Source organism: Streptococcus sp. DD12 (genome assembly GCF_001578885.1).
Lineage (GTDB): Bacteria > Bacillota > Bacilli > Lactobacillales > Streptococcaceae > Streptococcus.
This window is the reverse complement of the sequence record NZ_KQ969495.1, coordinates 711,083-725,937: the sequence shown is the minus strand read 5'-3', so window position 1 is coordinate 725,937 and position 14,855 is coordinate 711,083. Positions and strand designations below refer to the sequence as shown.

Annotated in this window: 14 protein-coding genes and 1 pseudogene; 14 read left to right on the top strand and 1 reads right to left on the bottom strand. The window is 46.6% G+C overall.

The annotated features are described in order from the left end of the window. Positions 1 to 137 precede the first annotated feature (137 nt). The 13 genes and pseudogenes from STRDD12_RS03335 to STRDD12_RS03275 all read left to right on the top strand — a co-directional run bounded on the left by STRDD12_RS03335 (position 138) and on the right by STRDD12_RS03275 (position 12,961). Positions 138 to 1,160: a glycosyltransferase family 52 gene (locus STRDD12_RS03335; protein WP_066915138.1), complete on the top strand. Its 1,023-nt coding sequence runs from the start codon at positions 138 to 140 to the stop codon at positions 1,158 to 1,160. Continuing rightward, a complete protein-coding gene (locus tag STRDD12_RS03330; protein ID WP_066915137.1) occupies positions 1,157 to 2,557 on the top strand; it encodes a lipopolysaccharide biosynthesis protein in 1,401 nt (466 codons plus the stop codon). The genes STRDD12_RS03335 and STRDD12_RS03330 overlap by 4 nt, the downstream gene beginning before the upstream one ends. A gap of 9 nt (positions 2,558 to 2,566) precedes the next feature. Next, a pseudogene (gene neuB / locus STRDD12_RS03325) lies at positions 2,567 to 3,594 on the top strand (N-acetylneuraminate synthase). Positions 3,595 to 3,613: 19 nt separating this feature from the next. Further along, positions 3,614 to 4,639: an acyltransferase family protein gene (locus STRDD12_RS03320; protein ID WP_066915135.1), complete on the top strand. Its 1,026-nt coding sequence runs from the start codon at positions 3,614 to 3,616 to the stop codon at positions 4,637 to 4,639. A 3-nt stretch (positions 4,640 to 4,642) separates the two neighbouring features. Further along, complete coding sequence (gene neuC, locus STRDD12_RS03315) at positions 4,643 to 5,794, top strand: UDP-N-acetylglucosamine 2-epimerase (RefSeq protein WP_066915133.1); 1,152 nt, start codon at positions 4,643 to 4,645, stop codon at positions 5,792 to 5,794. Further along, positions 5,791 to 6,420 (top strand): acetyltransferase, encoded by a 630-nt coding sequence (locus STRDD12_RS03310; RefSeq protein WP_066915131.1) that lies wholly within the window; start codon positions 5,791 to 5,793, stop codon positions 6,418 to 6,420. The genes neuC and STRDD12_RS03310 overlap by 4 nt, the downstream gene beginning before the upstream one ends. A gap of 10 nt (positions 6,421 to 6,430) precedes the next feature. Further along, complete coding sequence (locus STRDD12_RS03305) at positions 6,431 to 7,666, top strand: cytidylyltransferase domain-containing protein (protein ID WP_066915128.1); 1,236 nt, start codon at positions 6,431 to 6,433, stop codon at positions 7,664 to 7,666. Positions 7,667 to 7,780: 114 nt separating this feature from the next. After that, complete coding sequence (locus tag STRDD12_RS03300) at positions 7,781 to 8,293, top strand: GAF domain-containing protein (protein WP_066916204.1); 513 nt, start codon at positions 7,781 to 7,783, stop codon at positions 8,291 to 8,293. Continuing rightward, complete coding sequence (dnaX, locus tag STRDD12_RS03295; RefSeq protein ID WP_066915126.1) at positions 8,293 to 9,951, top strand: DNA polymerase III subunit gamma/tau; 1,659 nt, start codon at positions 8,293 to 8,295, stop codon at positions 9,949 to 9,951. Before STRDD12_RS03300 ends, dnaX begins: the two co-directional genes overlap by 1 nt. A 25-nt stretch (positions 9,952 to 9,976) precedes the next feature. Then, positions 9,977 to 10,669: an MmcQ/YjbR family DNA-binding protein gene (locus tag STRDD12_RS03290; RefSeq protein WP_066915125.1), complete on the top strand. Its 693-nt coding sequence runs from the start codon at positions 9,977 to 9,979 to the stop codon at positions 10,667 to 10,669. A gap of 47 nt (positions 10,670 to 10,716) precedes the next feature. Next, positions 10,717 to 11,244, top strand: coding sequence for a ribosome maturation factor RimM (gene rimM / locus STRDD12_RS03285; protein WP_066915122.1), 528 nt, complete (start codon positions 10,717 to 10,719; stop codon positions 11,242 to 11,244). After that, the gene (gene trmD, locus STRDD12_RS03280) at positions 11,234 to 11,962 is read left to right on the top strand and encodes a tRNA (guanosine(37)-N1)-methyltransferase TrmD (protein WP_066916202.1); all 729 of its coding nucleotides are present in this window, start codon (positions 11,234 to 11,236) and stop codon (positions 11,960 to 11,962) included. Before rimM ends, trmD begins: the two co-directional genes overlap by 11 nt. 3 nt (positions 11,963 to 11,965) lie before the next feature. Continuing rightward, positions 11,966 to 12,961 carry an NAD(P)/FAD-dependent oxidoreductase gene (locus tag STRDD12_RS03275; RefSeq protein WP_066915120.1) on the top strand — a complete coding sequence of 332 codons (996 nt, stop codon included), beginning with the start codon at positions 11,966 to 11,968 and terminating at the stop codon, positions 12,959 to 12,961. Between the two features lie 179 nt (positions 12,962 to 13,140). On the opposite strand, the gene STRDD12_RS03270 is transcribed toward STRDD12_RS03275, so the two are convergent. After that, positions 13,141 to 13,521, bottom strand: coding sequence for a DUF6556 family protein (locus tag STRDD12_RS03270; RefSeq protein ID WP_066915118.1), 381 nt, complete (start codon positions 13,519 to 13,521; stop codon positions 13,141 to 13,143). A 188-nt stretch (positions 13,522 to 13,709) separates the two neighbouring features. Here STRDD12_RS03270 and STRDD12_RS03265 point away from each other — a divergent pair, with 188 nt between their 5' ends. Continuing rightward, positions 13,710 to 14,852 (top strand): cysteine desulfurase family protein, encoded by a 1,143-nt coding sequence (locus tag STRDD12_RS03265; RefSeq protein WP_066915116.1) that lies wholly within the window; start codon positions 13,710 to 13,712, stop codon positions 14,850 to 14,852. The last annotated feature ends 3 nt before the right edge of the window (positions 14,853 to 14,855 follow it).

Here is a 14,855-nt window from a genome sequence, read left to right as displayed (position 1 = left end):
GAGATGTGATGGCCTCCAATTCTCCAGAGAGAAATTCCTCCAAAGCTAGCCGCTGTAAGGGAATTTCTCTTTTTCTATTGTCCTAGAATTGAAATCTGTGTTACAATAAAGTAATGTTAGGGGATGCAAGGACAGGTATGAAAAAAGAACAGAAGAAGCAGAAAATGACAGGAGACTTGTATATTTGTCATACGGTTTATCATTTTTTGGTCGCTTTGGCACGTTGGCAAGAAGGGGGCCCTGTCACCTTTTGGTTGAGCACCACCATTTCCAATGCCCAGCAACTGGCTTATCAGATTCGACAATCGGGTGCGCCGGTAAGGGTTTTGGTCAAGGATAAGGATGTCTTGCGGTCAGAATTTGGTTTTTATCCGCGTCCGTTGTTAGCAGAGATGCGGGCTTTTTTGCAGTCCTTTGCTCACATTTACCTATTTAACGATGATACCCCTGAGGGATTTTTTTGTCATAGACAAAAGCTAGCCTATGTATTGCTGGAAGATGGTTATAATTATTTCACCATTGCCCATCAACAGGGTTATCCAAGAAGTCTCAAAGAAAGACTGGCAAGGCAGGTCAAACGTCGCCCTCTGATACGAGGCTACAGTTCAGCTTGTCAGGCGATTGAAATCAATAGTTGGGAAAACTTGGCCGTGAGTCAGACCGATAGTCGCTACGCAAAACTCTGTGTCTTGCCTCGAAAGGCCTTGTTTAGGCAACTGTCGTCAGAGAAAGAAAGCTATATGCAAGCCATTTTTGGCCCTGTCCCAGAAGTTAACGAAAGAGGGCGCTTAGCCTTAGTTTTGACACAGCCTCTGGCTCAGGATGGCCTGATGAGCCCATCACAGCAGGCCTATTTTTATGAAAAGGTCATCACCAGACTCCAGGCCTCGGGCTATCAGGTTCTTTTAAAGGGGCATCCCCGCGATCACTTGACTTATGACGGGATCAAGGGCGTCACCTGCTTGGCTCAAGCTGTGCCGGTAGAATATTTGGCGCTCCAAGGGAAGCTGCAACTGTCTCTGGTTGTCAGCCACTCGTCAACAGCCAATCAGTTTTTTGAAGCCCCTACGGTTAGCCAGGTCTTTTACGATTGGGCAAGGGATAGCTACGATGCTCAGTTACTGGGAGACTATGGATTGGATGAAGGGGATATCAGATGAGCCGAAATAGATTATGGTCTTCAAGTCTGGCCTATACAGTGGGTAACTTATTGATTCAAGGGGTGTCTTTTATCACCCTGCCCCTCTACACCCGAGTCATGACTCAAGCGGATTACGGGAATTACAACCTCTATTTATCTTGGGTGACCATTTTTGCGATTTTTATTGGCCTACAGGTCAATGGGAGTTTTAGCATTGCCAAGGTCAAGTTTGACAAGCGGTTTGATGATTATGTGGCAACGAGTAGCCTAGTATCCTTGCTCTTTTTTCTCATACTATCGCTGGTGGCCTTCTGCTTTAGAGGGTTTTTGGAAAGTCTGCTAGGGTTTCCTAGTGAAATAGTCATTTTTATCTTATTTCAGGCCTTTTTTAGCCATCTTCAGGCTTGTTTTTCCCAATATTTTATTCAGAATCAAGAGACCAAACACCAACTGTTCTTGTCTTTTGGTTTAACTTTTGGCAATGTTTTCTTGTCGGTTGCTTTACTGCTGGCCTTGAAAAATGGGGTTTGGGCACGTATCATCGGTGGCTTTGTTCCCTTGCTTATTTTGGGCATACTCTACTTTCTCTTTTTACTAAAAAAGAAGGTGGTTTGGTGGCAAAAGGCCTATCTCCCCTTTATCTTGGCGACATCTTTACCCTTGGTTTTTCATACCCTGGGCCACAATTTACTCAATCAACTCGACCGCATCATGATTGGCAAAATGCTGGGGATGCGTCAGGTCGCCCTCTATAGTTTTGGTTACTCACTGGGGTTGATTATTCAGATTGTCTTAAATAGCATGAATACCGCCTGGGTGCCGTGGTTTTTTGAAGCCAAGCGTCAAAAGAATAAAGAGCAAATCCAGGAATATAAAAGGCATTATCTTTTGGCCGGTACCTTTTTGACCCTGGGCTACCTGAGTGTCTTTCCGGAGTTGGTTGGTCTGATGGGAAGCAGTGCCTACCGAGATAGCCAGTCTTTCATCGCTTGGATTATTGTCAGTTATTACCTGGTCTTTTTGTATACTTTCCCAGTCAATATTCAGTTTTACCATGGCAGTACCCTTTACATTCCTGTCGGTACCCTCTTGTCAGCAGGCATCAATTTTTTACTGAATCTGGTTTTGATTGGTTGGCTAGGCATTTACGGGGCAGCTTTGGCGACCTTGTTGGCTTACCTGCTCTTGTTGGTCTTTCATCACCTGATTGCCAAGGCTAGATATCGTTACGATGAGATGACGGAAAAACATTTCCTCGTCTTGATAGGCCTTGTCGGACTTTATGCCCTTTTTATCAATCAATTTTTGGACCAACTTTGGGTACGCTGGCTGGCTTGTTTTTTCATCAGCCTGGCCTTTGCCTGGTATTATCGAGCAATCATCACACGTTTTTTACAAAAGCGCAATCTTTTTTAAGGAGTTCATATGGTTTATATTATTGCTGAAATCGGTTGTAACCACAATGGGGATGTGCAGTTGGCCCGTCAGATGGTGGATGAGGCAGTGGCCTGTGGGGTTGATGCTGTCAAATTTCAAACTTTTAAAGCCGACAAGTTGATTTCCCGCTATGCGCCTAAAGCAGATTATCAAAAGGTGACAACAGGGACAGCAGACAGCCAATTGGAAATGACCCGTCGCTTGGAACTGAGCTTTGAAGAATACCTCAGTTTACGCGATTATTGTCAGGAAAAAGGGGTTGATGTCTTTTCTACCCCCTTTGATCAAGAGTCTTTGGATTTTCTCATCAGCACGGACATGCCTGTCTACAAAATTCCGTCTGGGGAGATTACGAATTTGCCTTACCTAGAGAAAATTGGCCAACAAGGCAAAAAGGTAATCCTTTCGACAGGCATGGCAACCTTGGATGAGATTCAGGAGGCTGTTAGGATTTTGCGAGACAAGGGGACCCAGGATTTGTCCATTTTGCACTGCACGACAGAATACCCAACCCCTTATGAGGCGCTGAATCTTAATGTTATCACGACCTTGAAAAAAGCTTTTCCGGGGGTAACGATTGGCTATTCTGACCACTCGATTGGCTATGAGGTGCCCATTGCTGCGGCAGCCCTTGGTGCGGAAGTAATCGAAAAGCATTTCACCTTAGACCAAAATATGCCCGGTCCTGACCATAAGGCTAGTGCCACACCAGATGTTCTCAAGCGCTTAGTCAAGGGCGTTCGAATCGTCGAAGAAGCTCTGGGAAGATTTGAAAAAGTCCCTGAAGCAGTTGAGGAAAAAATAAAATCGTTGCCAGAAAATCAGTGGTTGCCTTAAAACCGATTGCTAAGGGGGAACGCTTCACAACTGCAAACATCACTGTCAAGCGGCCGGGAAATGGCATTTCACCCATGGCCTGGTATGACATCTTAGGAAAAGAAGCAGAGGCTGATTTTGATGAAGACCAAGTTATTGTGGATAGTCGGTTTAGGCCACAACTAAGCGACGATAAGTAAGGGGAGCTAAAACAGTAAAATGAAAAAGAAACGTTCGGCCTATTTGGATATTATTCGTGGTTTGGCTATTGTTCTCATGATTTTTGGTCACACCCTTTCTGATTTTAGAGGACAGGTCAATTTAACGACAGGGGCTTATTATGAAAATCCGCTCTTTCGGGCGATTTATAGTTTTCATATGCCTTTGTTCGCCTTGGTGAGTGGTTACCTCTTTTATTTTTCGGTAAGCAAGTACGAAACTGTCAGCCTTTTGAAAAAACGGCTTGTGCAATTTCTCCTTCCACTCTTCTTTTATGATACCTTGAGCTATCTCTTGCTTCATTCGCATTGGACCCTTTCTGGCTACCTTTTGGTTCTTCAAGGCCACTATTGGTTTTTATGGGCTATCTTGGCCTTGTCTATTGGTTTTGCTTTGGTGCATCGCTGGTTTGCAGACAGCCTTTGGGTATATGGCTTAGTCTTTGTTTTGACCTTTTTGGTCCCCAATGGATTTAAAATCTTTGACCTGTCAAAATTGTTCTTCCTCTACCCTTTCTTTGCTTTGGCCTATTTCTTTGCCAAGTATAAGGACCGACTGCTTCCCTGGGTGAAGGCGCATATCTGGCAAATTTTTCTTCTGTCTTTGCTTGTGACGGTGCTGCTTTACCCCCATTTTCATACAGGGCAATACATCTATAACAGCCGTTACTCTGTCTTGTTTCCTGACGCCTCATTTTCCCGCTTGCAACAGCTCTACAATGATGGCATTCGTTTGGGAATAGGTCTCTCGGCTAACGCGACTGTCTTCTCAGTGACCTTTCTTTTGACTCCTTGGTTGGAAAAATCTCTGCTGAAACACCCCTTGGTTTATCTGGGGCAACACAGCTTAGCCATTTATTGTATTCAGGAAATTGTGATTGTTTTTGCCATGTATCGCCTACCAGCTTTTGTCAAACCGACCTTGGCATACAATCTGCTCGAAACGCTCTTAGTCACCTTGGTTTGTATGGGGCTTGTTTGGGCCATCAATCGCTTACCAATGTTTAGAAAGTTAGGGATAGGGTAAGGTATGAAACGTATTTGTTTAGTGACAGGTTCGAGAGCTGAATATGGGATTATGAAGGGGCTGATGGCCAAGTTGGACCAAGACCCTCAAATTCAGTTGGATATTGTCGCCACTGCCATGCACATGGAAGAAATCTATGGCCTGACCTATCGCGTCATTGAGGCAGATGGCTTTAAGCTGACCAAAAAGATTCCATTAGGGCTTACAAACACGTCAAAAGCAGTTGCTGTGGCAGCTATTTCCCGCTTGCAACTGGCCTTGTCTGAGCTTTTTGAAAGCGTCACTTATGACTTGATTATCATTTTAGGGGACCGTTATGAGATGTTGGCAGTTGCCAACACGGCCTTGCTTTACAACGTGCCAGTTTGCCATTTGCATGGTGGCGAAAAAACCTTGGGAAACTTTGACGAATACATTCGCCATGCGATTACCAAGATGAGTCACCTGCATTTAACGGCAACTGAAGATTATCGTAAGCGGGTCATTCAGATGGGAGAAGCTCCTGAACGAGTAATCAATACGGGCGCATTGGGGGTGGAAAATGCCCTCAATCTTCCCCGTCTGAGCTTGGCCAGCTTAGAAGAAGGCTTAGATATCCCCCTCAAGGACTACTATGTGGTACTCTTTCACCCAGTGACCCTAGATGGGGAGACAGCAGCAGCGCAACAGATTGCGACGCTCTTAAAGGCCTTGCAGGGCATAGACCAGTCGCTGGTCTTTATCGGGGCCAACTCGGATACAGGGTCGGATGTGATTATGGCACAAATCCGCGAATTTGTAGCAGCAGCAACAGCAACCGGTCGCTATCTCTTTTCGTCTTTAACGACGCAAGAATACCAGTCGCTAGTCGCGCATTCTAAAGGACTCATTGGAAATTCTTCCTCGGGTCTCATCGAAGTGCCGTCCTTGAACCGGCCGACGCTAAATATTGGTGATCGCCAAAAAGGGCGTTTACATGGCCCGAGTGTCTTGGATGTTCCTGTAGATGAACAGGCAATTTCACAAGGGATTGCAGCTATGGCTGAGGTGACGGATTTTTCCAACCCCTATTTTCAACCGCAGGCTAGCCAAAAGGCTTACTTGGCCATTAAAGAGGCTCTCAAGGAAGGGCTGACAACGGCTAAAGATTTCTATGACATCAAAGGAGAGGTATGAAAGAACGCGTCGCATTTTTAGGGGCGGGTAGTCATGCAGATGCTATCTTACCCATTTTAGATCCTCTACGTTATCAGTTTATTGGTTTTTTTGACGATAAGCCCATCTCAGACCATGATGGCTACCCTATCTTGGGTCGGCTGGATCAGGCAGTTGCTGCACTGGAAAAGGGGCAGGTGGACAAGGTCTTTATCACCATCGGTGAAAATAAAAAACGCCAAGAAATTTTTGAGGCTGTGGCAGAAAATCACTATGATGCCCTTTTTAATATTATCAGCCCTCAGGCAGCTGTTTTGACTCCTGAAAGCATTTGTGGGCGAGGCATCTTTGTCGGCTACGGGGCTTTTATCGGCTCCAAGGTAGAGCTTGGGGATAACACGGTGGTCAATACCAACGCAATCGTAGAACACCACACGGTGATTGATGGGCATTGTAATATTGCACCCAATGCGACAGTCAATGGGCTTTGTCATCTGGCAGAAGATGTGTATGTGGGAAGCAGCGCCACGCTGGTGCAGTTGATAGATGTCGTGTCGGCTGTGATTATCGGGGCAGGGGCCACTGTGGTACGCTCGATCACAGAAAGTGGCACCTATGTGGGGCTTCCCGCCCGAAAAATCAAGTAGAGGAAATCTTATGAAACCCATCTGTATCATTCCCATCCGTTCAGGCTCCAAGGGGTTGCCGGATAAAAATATGCTCTATCTGGATGGTAAGCCCATGGCTTTTCATACCATTCAAGCTGCCTTGGATTCCCACTTGTTTGACAAAGAAGCCATCGTGGTCTCGACGGATTCATCGCTTTATTCTGACCTGTGCCGTGAGATGGGGATCAGAGTCGTCCTGCGTTCAGAAGCTCTAGCTTCAGACCAGGCAACTACCTACGATGTGCTGGAAGACTTTTTGGCGCCTTATGCGGACGAACAGGTCTTTGTGCTCTTGCAGGCAACCTCTCCCTTGCGGACTGGGCAGGACATTCGAGAAGCTTACCAGCTCTTTGACCCTTCCAATTGTCATGCGGTGGTATCTTTTTCAGCCGTTGATAAACACCCTAGCCTTTTTACCCGTTTGTCCGCAGATGGCATGGCGCAGGATATTGTTGGAATTGATAAAGGCTATCGCAGGCAAAACCAAGCCCCATTGTATTACCCTAATGGTGCTATATTCATGGCGACCAAGGGAGGGTATTTATCGGAGAAGAGCTTTTTTACGGAGAAGACCAAGGCCTATCTCATGCCAGCTCAACGGTCTTTAGATGTCGATAATCTAACTGACTTTAAGCATGCCATGGGCCTTATGGGCTTCGACTATGCCAAACAAGACGAAAAAAACAAGGCAAGTTTCGCCCGGCAGTTTGAAGCCCTGGCCGAGGCAGGTGGCCAATCCGCCCTTATTTGGGGAGATGACCGCCTTTTGGGGCTTGAACTTGCTGGATTTACCAACCAGTCATTGGCTGGTGGAAGGTTAGCAAATTTCCTAGCTCACTGTGACCACCTTTTGACAGCTGATGTGACCACCGTCTTGGTTTCGCTTGGGGTTAATGATGTGATGGTCGGGGCTGATGTGTCTAGCATCAAGAAGGATTTTGAGGGCCTATTTGACAAATTGGCGGGCCGAAAGGTTTATGTGACCACCATTGCTCACAGTCTTTTTCGCTCAGAGCTGTCCAATGCAGACATTGCAGCCATAAATGCTTGGTTACGTGACTTTTGTCAGGAAAAGGGGCTGGCTATCTGGGATCTCAATCAGCTTTTGGCAAGAGATGGCAAGCTTCGCTATGACCTGACAGATGATGGGTTGCACTATAATGCCCAAGGCAAAGCCCTCCTCCAAGCAGGCCTCCAAGACTTTCTTAAGACGGTAAAAGAGTAGTTAGCGCCCTTACTGAAAATGAACCGGTTCTGACTTGGTCTTTAGAACACTTTTAGCTAAAGATAGGGTTGAAAGATGGCTTTCAACCCTATCTTTTTTCGTATTTTTGATATAATGAAGACTATGACAAATAGAAATGAAGACAAGCAAGAGGCGTACGCATTGCTGTTGGCCCAAGCGCGAGCGCTGTTTGCAGAAGAGTCCAATCTGATGGCCAATCTCGCCAATGCTTCCGCCTTGCTCATGTTGACCTTACCAAAGAGTGTTTTTGCAGGTTTTTACCTGTTTGACGGCCAAGAGCTGATTTTAGGCCCCTTTCAGGGTGGGGTTTCCTGCGTCCATATCCCACTAGGCAAAGGGGTCTGCGGTCAGGTTGCTCAGGAAGGAAATAGCCTTATTGTCGACGACGTGCGCCTGCACGCCAACTATATTGCCTGTGACAGTCAGGCACGTAGTGAGATTGTTGTCCCGATGATAAAGCAGGGTCGCCTTTTAGGAGTTCTTGATTTGGATTCTAGGGAAGTCGCTGACTATGATGTTCAAGATAAAGAAGCTCTAGAAGCATTTGTTTCGATACTCATCGAAGCGAGCGACTGGACCTTCGCCATGTTTGAGGAAGAAAACTAATGTATCAAGCGCTTTACCGCAAGTACCGAAGCCAAACTTTTACAGAAATGGTGGGGCAACCTGTTGTTCAACAAGGCCTCAAGCAAGCTGTGGCAACTGGCAAAATCAGCCATGCTTATTTGTTTTCAGGGCCAAGGGGGACTGGGAAAACCTCAGCGGCAAAGATTTTTGCCAAGGCCATGAACTGTCCTAATCAAACCGATGGGGAGCCCTGTAATCACTGTGACATTTGTCAGGCGATTACGCAGGGGAGTTTGGAGGACGTTATCGAAATTGATGCGGCCTCTAACAATGGGGTTGATGAAATTCGTGATATTCGCAACAAATCAACCTATGCACCCAGCGTGGCTAAGTACAAGGTCTATATCATCGACGAGGTGCACATGCTCTCGACAGGGGCTTTTAATGCCCTGTTGAAAACCTTGGAAGAGCCGACAGCAAATGTTGTCTTTATCTTAGCGACTACAGAACTGCATAAGATTCCAGCGACCATTTTGTCGCGGGTGCAACGCTTTGCCTTTAAGGCGATTACACTTGGGGATATCCAAAACCATCTCAAAGCTATCCTTGACCGAGAGGCTGTCAGTTATGAGGAAGCTGCCCTGCGTCTGATAGCACAGGCGGCAGAAGGTGGTATGCGGGATGCGCTATCTCTTTTGGACCAGGCCCTCAGTCTTTCTCAAGATAATCAGGTGACCTTGGCTATTGCCGAAGATATCACGGGTGCGATCAGTCAGGAAGCGCTGACGGCTTATGTGCTTGCCGTCTTTCGTCAGGAAACCGCCCAAGCCCTGTCGCAATTGGATACGATTTTTGACAGTGGTAAGAGCATGTCACGTTTTGCAGTGGAACTGCTAAGTTACTGCCGTGACCTTTTGGTGGCCCAAGCTGGCGGACAAGTGGGCTTTCACGATGAGACCTTTGGCCAACTGGCCCAAGAGATGTCTGCCCAGACCTTGTTTGACACCATTGCGCTCATCACGCGCTATGTGCCTGAAATCAAGGGAGGCCTACAACCCAAGGTCTATGCTGAGATGCTGACCATTGCATTAAGTCAGCCAGATAACCAGACCCCACCTCAGCTACCTGCAGATCTGACGCAACAGCTACAAGCGCTACAAAACGAAATCACTCAGCTCAAAGACGATTTTGCTCGGCTGGGAGCTAGCCCAGCTAGCACCCAGTCCGCTAAGCCTGTCAAAAATACCTATACTTACAAAGTGGACCGCAACAAGGTCATGCGCATCATGCAGACAACTGTCGCAGATAGCCAGCAGTCCAAAGCTTATCTGGACGCCCTACAAGATACTTGGAATGAAATTTTAGATAGCCTGTCTGCTCCGGACCGCGCCTTGCTCCTGGGCTCTCGGCCTGTTTTAGCCAGCCAGGATTATGTTATTTTGGCCTTTGACTACAGCTTTAATGCCGAACAAACCATGAAACGGCCTAATCTCAATGATGTTTTTGGCAATATCCTTAGCAAGGTGGCTGATTTTTCACCTGAAATCATTGCTTTGGGTCAAGAGGACTTTGACAGCATAAAAGAAGAGTTCCGTCAGAGCCGCATGAGCCCCAAAGAAAAAGAAGCTCAGGCCCGTCAAGATATCCCTGATGGATTTGACTTTTTAGACGCCAAGATGGAGCGCTTTGAAGATTAAGACCCTTTTGTGAGGAGGATGCGCTATGGCAAATGAGGACAAGTGGGAACATTTTCGCCCAGATTGGGACAAGTGCTTGGCCTTTGGTTTTCGTCAAACGGGTAAGGACTTAACTTACCAAAAAGCTTTGGCCAAAGGCGATTTAATGCTCAAACTTCGCTTAAGTCCAGATGGACAGCTAGCTGTGATGGTTTGGGATGAGGGATTAGAGGAAAGCTATGAAGCCTGGCGTGTGGTCACCCCTATAAACGCCTTTGCACAAGAAGTCAAAGAGGCTGTTAGGGAAAACCTGCAAACTGTACGCAAGCACTGTTTTAGGGAAATCCCCCTGACCAGCCCTCAGGGCCAGCGCCTCTTTGCTTGGGTTCAAGAAAAGTTTGCTGACCCATGGGACCACCCTTTTTCCCGGCAACCTGATGCGACCGCCTTTCGCTTGCCCCAGACTAAGAAATGGTATGGACTGGTCATGACGGTAGCTAAGCAGAAATTAGTCCCCGCTGAGCCAGCCACTGACAAAGAAATGGTCGAGGTGATAAACATCAAAGCGCCTAGTGGCTCAGTAAATGACCTAACCAAGCAAGTAGGTATCTACCCCGCCTATCACATGAGCAAGAAACACTGGTTGACTATCACGCTGGATGATACCGTCTCAGACGAGACCTTACATTATCTTTGTGAGCAAAGTCGCCACTTGGTTCTTGGAAAAAATAAGAAATGACAAAAGTCTGGCTTGAGCTGGGCTTTTAAAAATGCTAGAATGAAGCTATGACTGAAAAAGAGTATTATCGTGTTGGAAAAATTGTCAATACCCAAGGTCTTCAAGGGGAGATGCGGGTCATGAGTGTGACGGATTTTCCCGAAGAGCGTTTTAAAAAAGGAGCAAGCTTGGCTCTTTTTGATGAGAAAGGGCGATTTGTGCAGGATGTCCTTGTGGCCAAACATCGTAAGCACAAACAGTTTGATATTATCAAGTTCAAAGGCTATGACCACATCAATGCCATTGAGGGCTTTCGTAACCACCAGCTGATGGTGGCAGAAGACCAGCTCAGCGACTTGCCTGAGGGTGAATTTTATTACCATGACATCATTGGATTGGATGTTTATGAGGGGGACCAGTTGATTGGTCAGGTTAAGGAAATTCTGCAGCCCGGTGCAAATGATGTCTGGGTTGTCAAAAGAAAGGGCAAAAAAGACTTGCTCCTGCCTTACATTCCTCCCGTTGTTTTAGCCGTTGACCTGCAAGAAAAACGTATTTTGGTTGATATCATGGAAGGTCTTGATGATGAAAATTGATGTGATGACCTTGTTTCCTGAGATGTTCGCCCCACTTGAGCATTCCATTTTAGGGAAGGCGACTGAAAAGGGGCGCTTATCCATTCGTTATCACAATTTTCGTGACTATGCGACAAAGGCGCGTCATGTGGATGATGAACCATACGGTGGTGGTCAGGGAATGCTCATTCGAGCGCAACCGATTTACGATTGTTATCGGGCGATTGACAAGGTCACCCAGCGTCCCCGTGTCCTTTTGATGGATCCTGCTGGACGAGCCTTTGACCAGTCGCTAGCTGAAGAATTGGCCCAAGAAGACCAGCTCATCTTTATCTGTGGGCACTACGAGGGCATTGATGAACGGATCAAACCTTTGATCACTGATGAGGTGTCGTTAGGCGATTATATCTTGACTGGTGGTGAGCTGGCTGCCATGACAATGATTGATGCGACGGCGCGTTTGCTACCAGATGTGCTTGGCAAGGTGGAAAGCCATTTAGACGATTCCATCTCGACAGGTCTCTTGGAATACCCGCAGTACACAAGGCCCTATGACTATGAGGGAATGACAGTGCCAGATGTGCTCATGAGTGGCCATCATGAAAATATTCGCCGCTGGCGGTTAAAAGAGAGCCTCAAAAAAACCCTGGACAGACGGCCGGATTTATTGGCCAAACGTGATTTGACAGCAGAAGAAGAAAGTCTTTTAGCTGAGATTAGAGATGAGAGGACGGTTTAAGCCATGACAGAAGAGAAACACATCGATATTACCATAATCGGAGGTGGCCCTGTCGGCCTATTTGCAGCCTACTATGCCGGTATGCGAGGCATGCAGGTTAAAATTATTGAGAGCCTAGCAGAACTGGGTGGTCAGCCTGCTATCTTGTATCCTGAAAAGAAGATTTACGACATTCCTGCTTTTCCTGCGGTGACAGGTCAAGAGTTGACGGACCGTCTTTTGGACCAGTTAGCTCTATTTGATGACCGGATTACCGTTTGTCTCAAGGAAGAAGTGCTTTCCTTTGAACAAACAGAGGCTGGTTATACCATTACAACAGATAAGGGGCAACACCAAACAGGAACCATCCTTATCGCTTGTGGAAATGGGGCCTTTGCCCCTCGCCCTTTAGGGGTGCCGGAAGAGGAAAGCTATGCCGGCAATAATTTGCACTATATTGTCCGTAACCTGCAAGATTTCAAGGACCAGGATGTGGTCTTGATGGGTGGCGGTGATTCAGCAGTTGACTGGGCTCTGGCCTTGGAACCCATTGCTAAAAGTGTAGCCTTAGTTCATCGCAGAGACAAGTTCCGTGCGCACGAACATAGTGTGGAAAAGCTGGAGGCATCAAGCGTTGCTGTCTACACCCCTTATACCCCAGCCCAACTAAAAGGAGATGGCCAAAAGGTCAGTCATATCCTGCTAAATAAAGTCAAAAGTGATGAAAGCATCACTTTGCCTTTGGACAGTTTGATTGTCAACTATGGCTTTTCTACCAACAGCAAGCATTTGAAATCATGGGGCTTAGACCATAAGCGGACCAGCGTTTTAGTTTCGCCAACCTATGAAACCAACCTGCCAGGTATCTTTGCGATTGGGGATGCGGCTGAGTATGATGGCAAGCTGGATTTGATTGCGGTAGGCTTTGGAGAAGCCCCTCTAGCGGTCAACCAAGCCATTTTACACCTCTACCCAGAACGTGATAATCGGTTAATTCATTCTTCCTCTCTTTTTGACTAAACAAGATTTGTCAAGACGAGGAAGTTGTATAAGAAAACCTCTGAATCCATGGGATGTCAGAGGTTTTTTCTTGTATTTAGTCCCAAAACGCACCTATAGCATTAGGGCTTAGCTGCTTGCTGTCGTTGTGTCAGCCGTTGTGCTATCGGCATTGTCTGTGGTCGTTGCATCGCTACTGGCTACAGTTCCACTACTCGTGTTTGTCGTTGTGTTGTCTTGATTGGTTGTGGCGGTGTTGGCATCAGTGCTAGTGCTGACATCGGAGCTAGCAGCCGTATTAGCAGAAGTGCTTGTTTGATTGCTTTTGCCTGTGGTAGTTGATTTGTTAGCATCCGTAATTTTGACGATGGTTGTTGACGTGGTATTTTTTGGGAATTGCTGTTGTTACCACTGTTTTGGAAGTTATGGATGGTGATAAGGGCTGTGATAATCCCCAAGGTCCCCCCGATAAGGGCAATGGTCTTTTGCAAGGCTGAAAACCCTTTTGCGATATGTTGAGTTGGTGCTGTCTTTGTCCCTTTTTGATGCGGTTTACTTTGACGTGAATAGTGTTCTGCCATGATGGCCTCCTTTGTCTATCATCTGAACCTATTATAGCTTTTTCCCTCAACTTTGCCTTAAACCAAGGTGAAAGAAAACCTTTTCATAAAAACTTTATTTAGCTGGACTTGCCTTCATTTTAATTTTTACAGTCCCGGACCTGAACTATGGTATAATAGGCCTATTGTAACAGAAAAAAAGGAGCGTCATGATTTATTTTGACAATGCAGCGACCACCGAAATGTCGCCTCAAGCGCTAGCGACCTACCAACAAGTGGCTACACGCATGATGGGTAACCCATCAAGCCTTCACCAACTGGGCGAACAGGCGACTCGCATCTTGCAGGCCAGCCGCCAACAAATTGCGGAACTTTTGGCTAAGGAACCTTCAGAAATTTTTTTCACCTCAGGGGGAACAGAAAGTGACAACTGGGCCATCAAAGGGGTTGCCTTTGAAAAAGCCTACCTGGGGAAACACATCATTATCTCAGCTGTAGAACACCCAGCTGTTCGTGAATCAGCTCTCTGGCTGGAAAGTCAAGGTTTTGAAGTGGATGTGGCTCCGGTTGATGCCCAAGGTCGGCTACTAATTGACGCTTTTAAGGCCCTTTTGCGAGAAGATACCATTTTAGTTTCTATCATGGCTGTCAATAACGAGGTCGGTGCCATCCAACCCTTAAAAGAAGTTGCAGCGATTTTGGCCGATAAGCCTAAGGTGACTTTTCATGTGGATGCGGTCCAATCCGTTGGCAAGCTTGCTCTAGAAGAGGTTTTACTGCCACGTGTTGACCTGGCGTCCTTTTCAGCTCACAAGTTTCATGGGCCGCGTGGGGTTGGTTTTTTGTACAAAAAACTTGGTAAAAAAATCACTCCTCTCTTAAACGGTGGGGGGCAAGAAGAAGGCTTGCGCTCAACGACTGAAAATGTGGCCGGAATTGCTGCTATGGCTAAGGCCTTGCGGTTGACACTTGAGACGGCTGAGCAAGACCGCCAAAAGTTAAAGGCCATGAAAGAGGTGCTTTATCAGGCCTTGACGGATTTTCCTGCTGTCAGCCTCTATTCCGGTCTAGCAGGTTTCGTGCCCAATATTTTGACCTTTGGAATCAGCGGTGTCCGAGGAGAAGTATTGGTTCATGCCTTTGAAAACCACGCGATTTTTCTATCGACCACCTCAGCTTGTTCCTCAAAAGCAGGAAAACCAGCAGGGACCTTGCTGGCTATGGGGGTTCCCACTAAAAAAGCCCAAACAGCGGTTCGGATTAGTTTAGATGAAATCAACACAATGGCAGAAGTCGAGCAATTTTTGACGGTCTTTCGCCTGATTTATAAAGAAACAGAGAAAGTGAGATAAGCT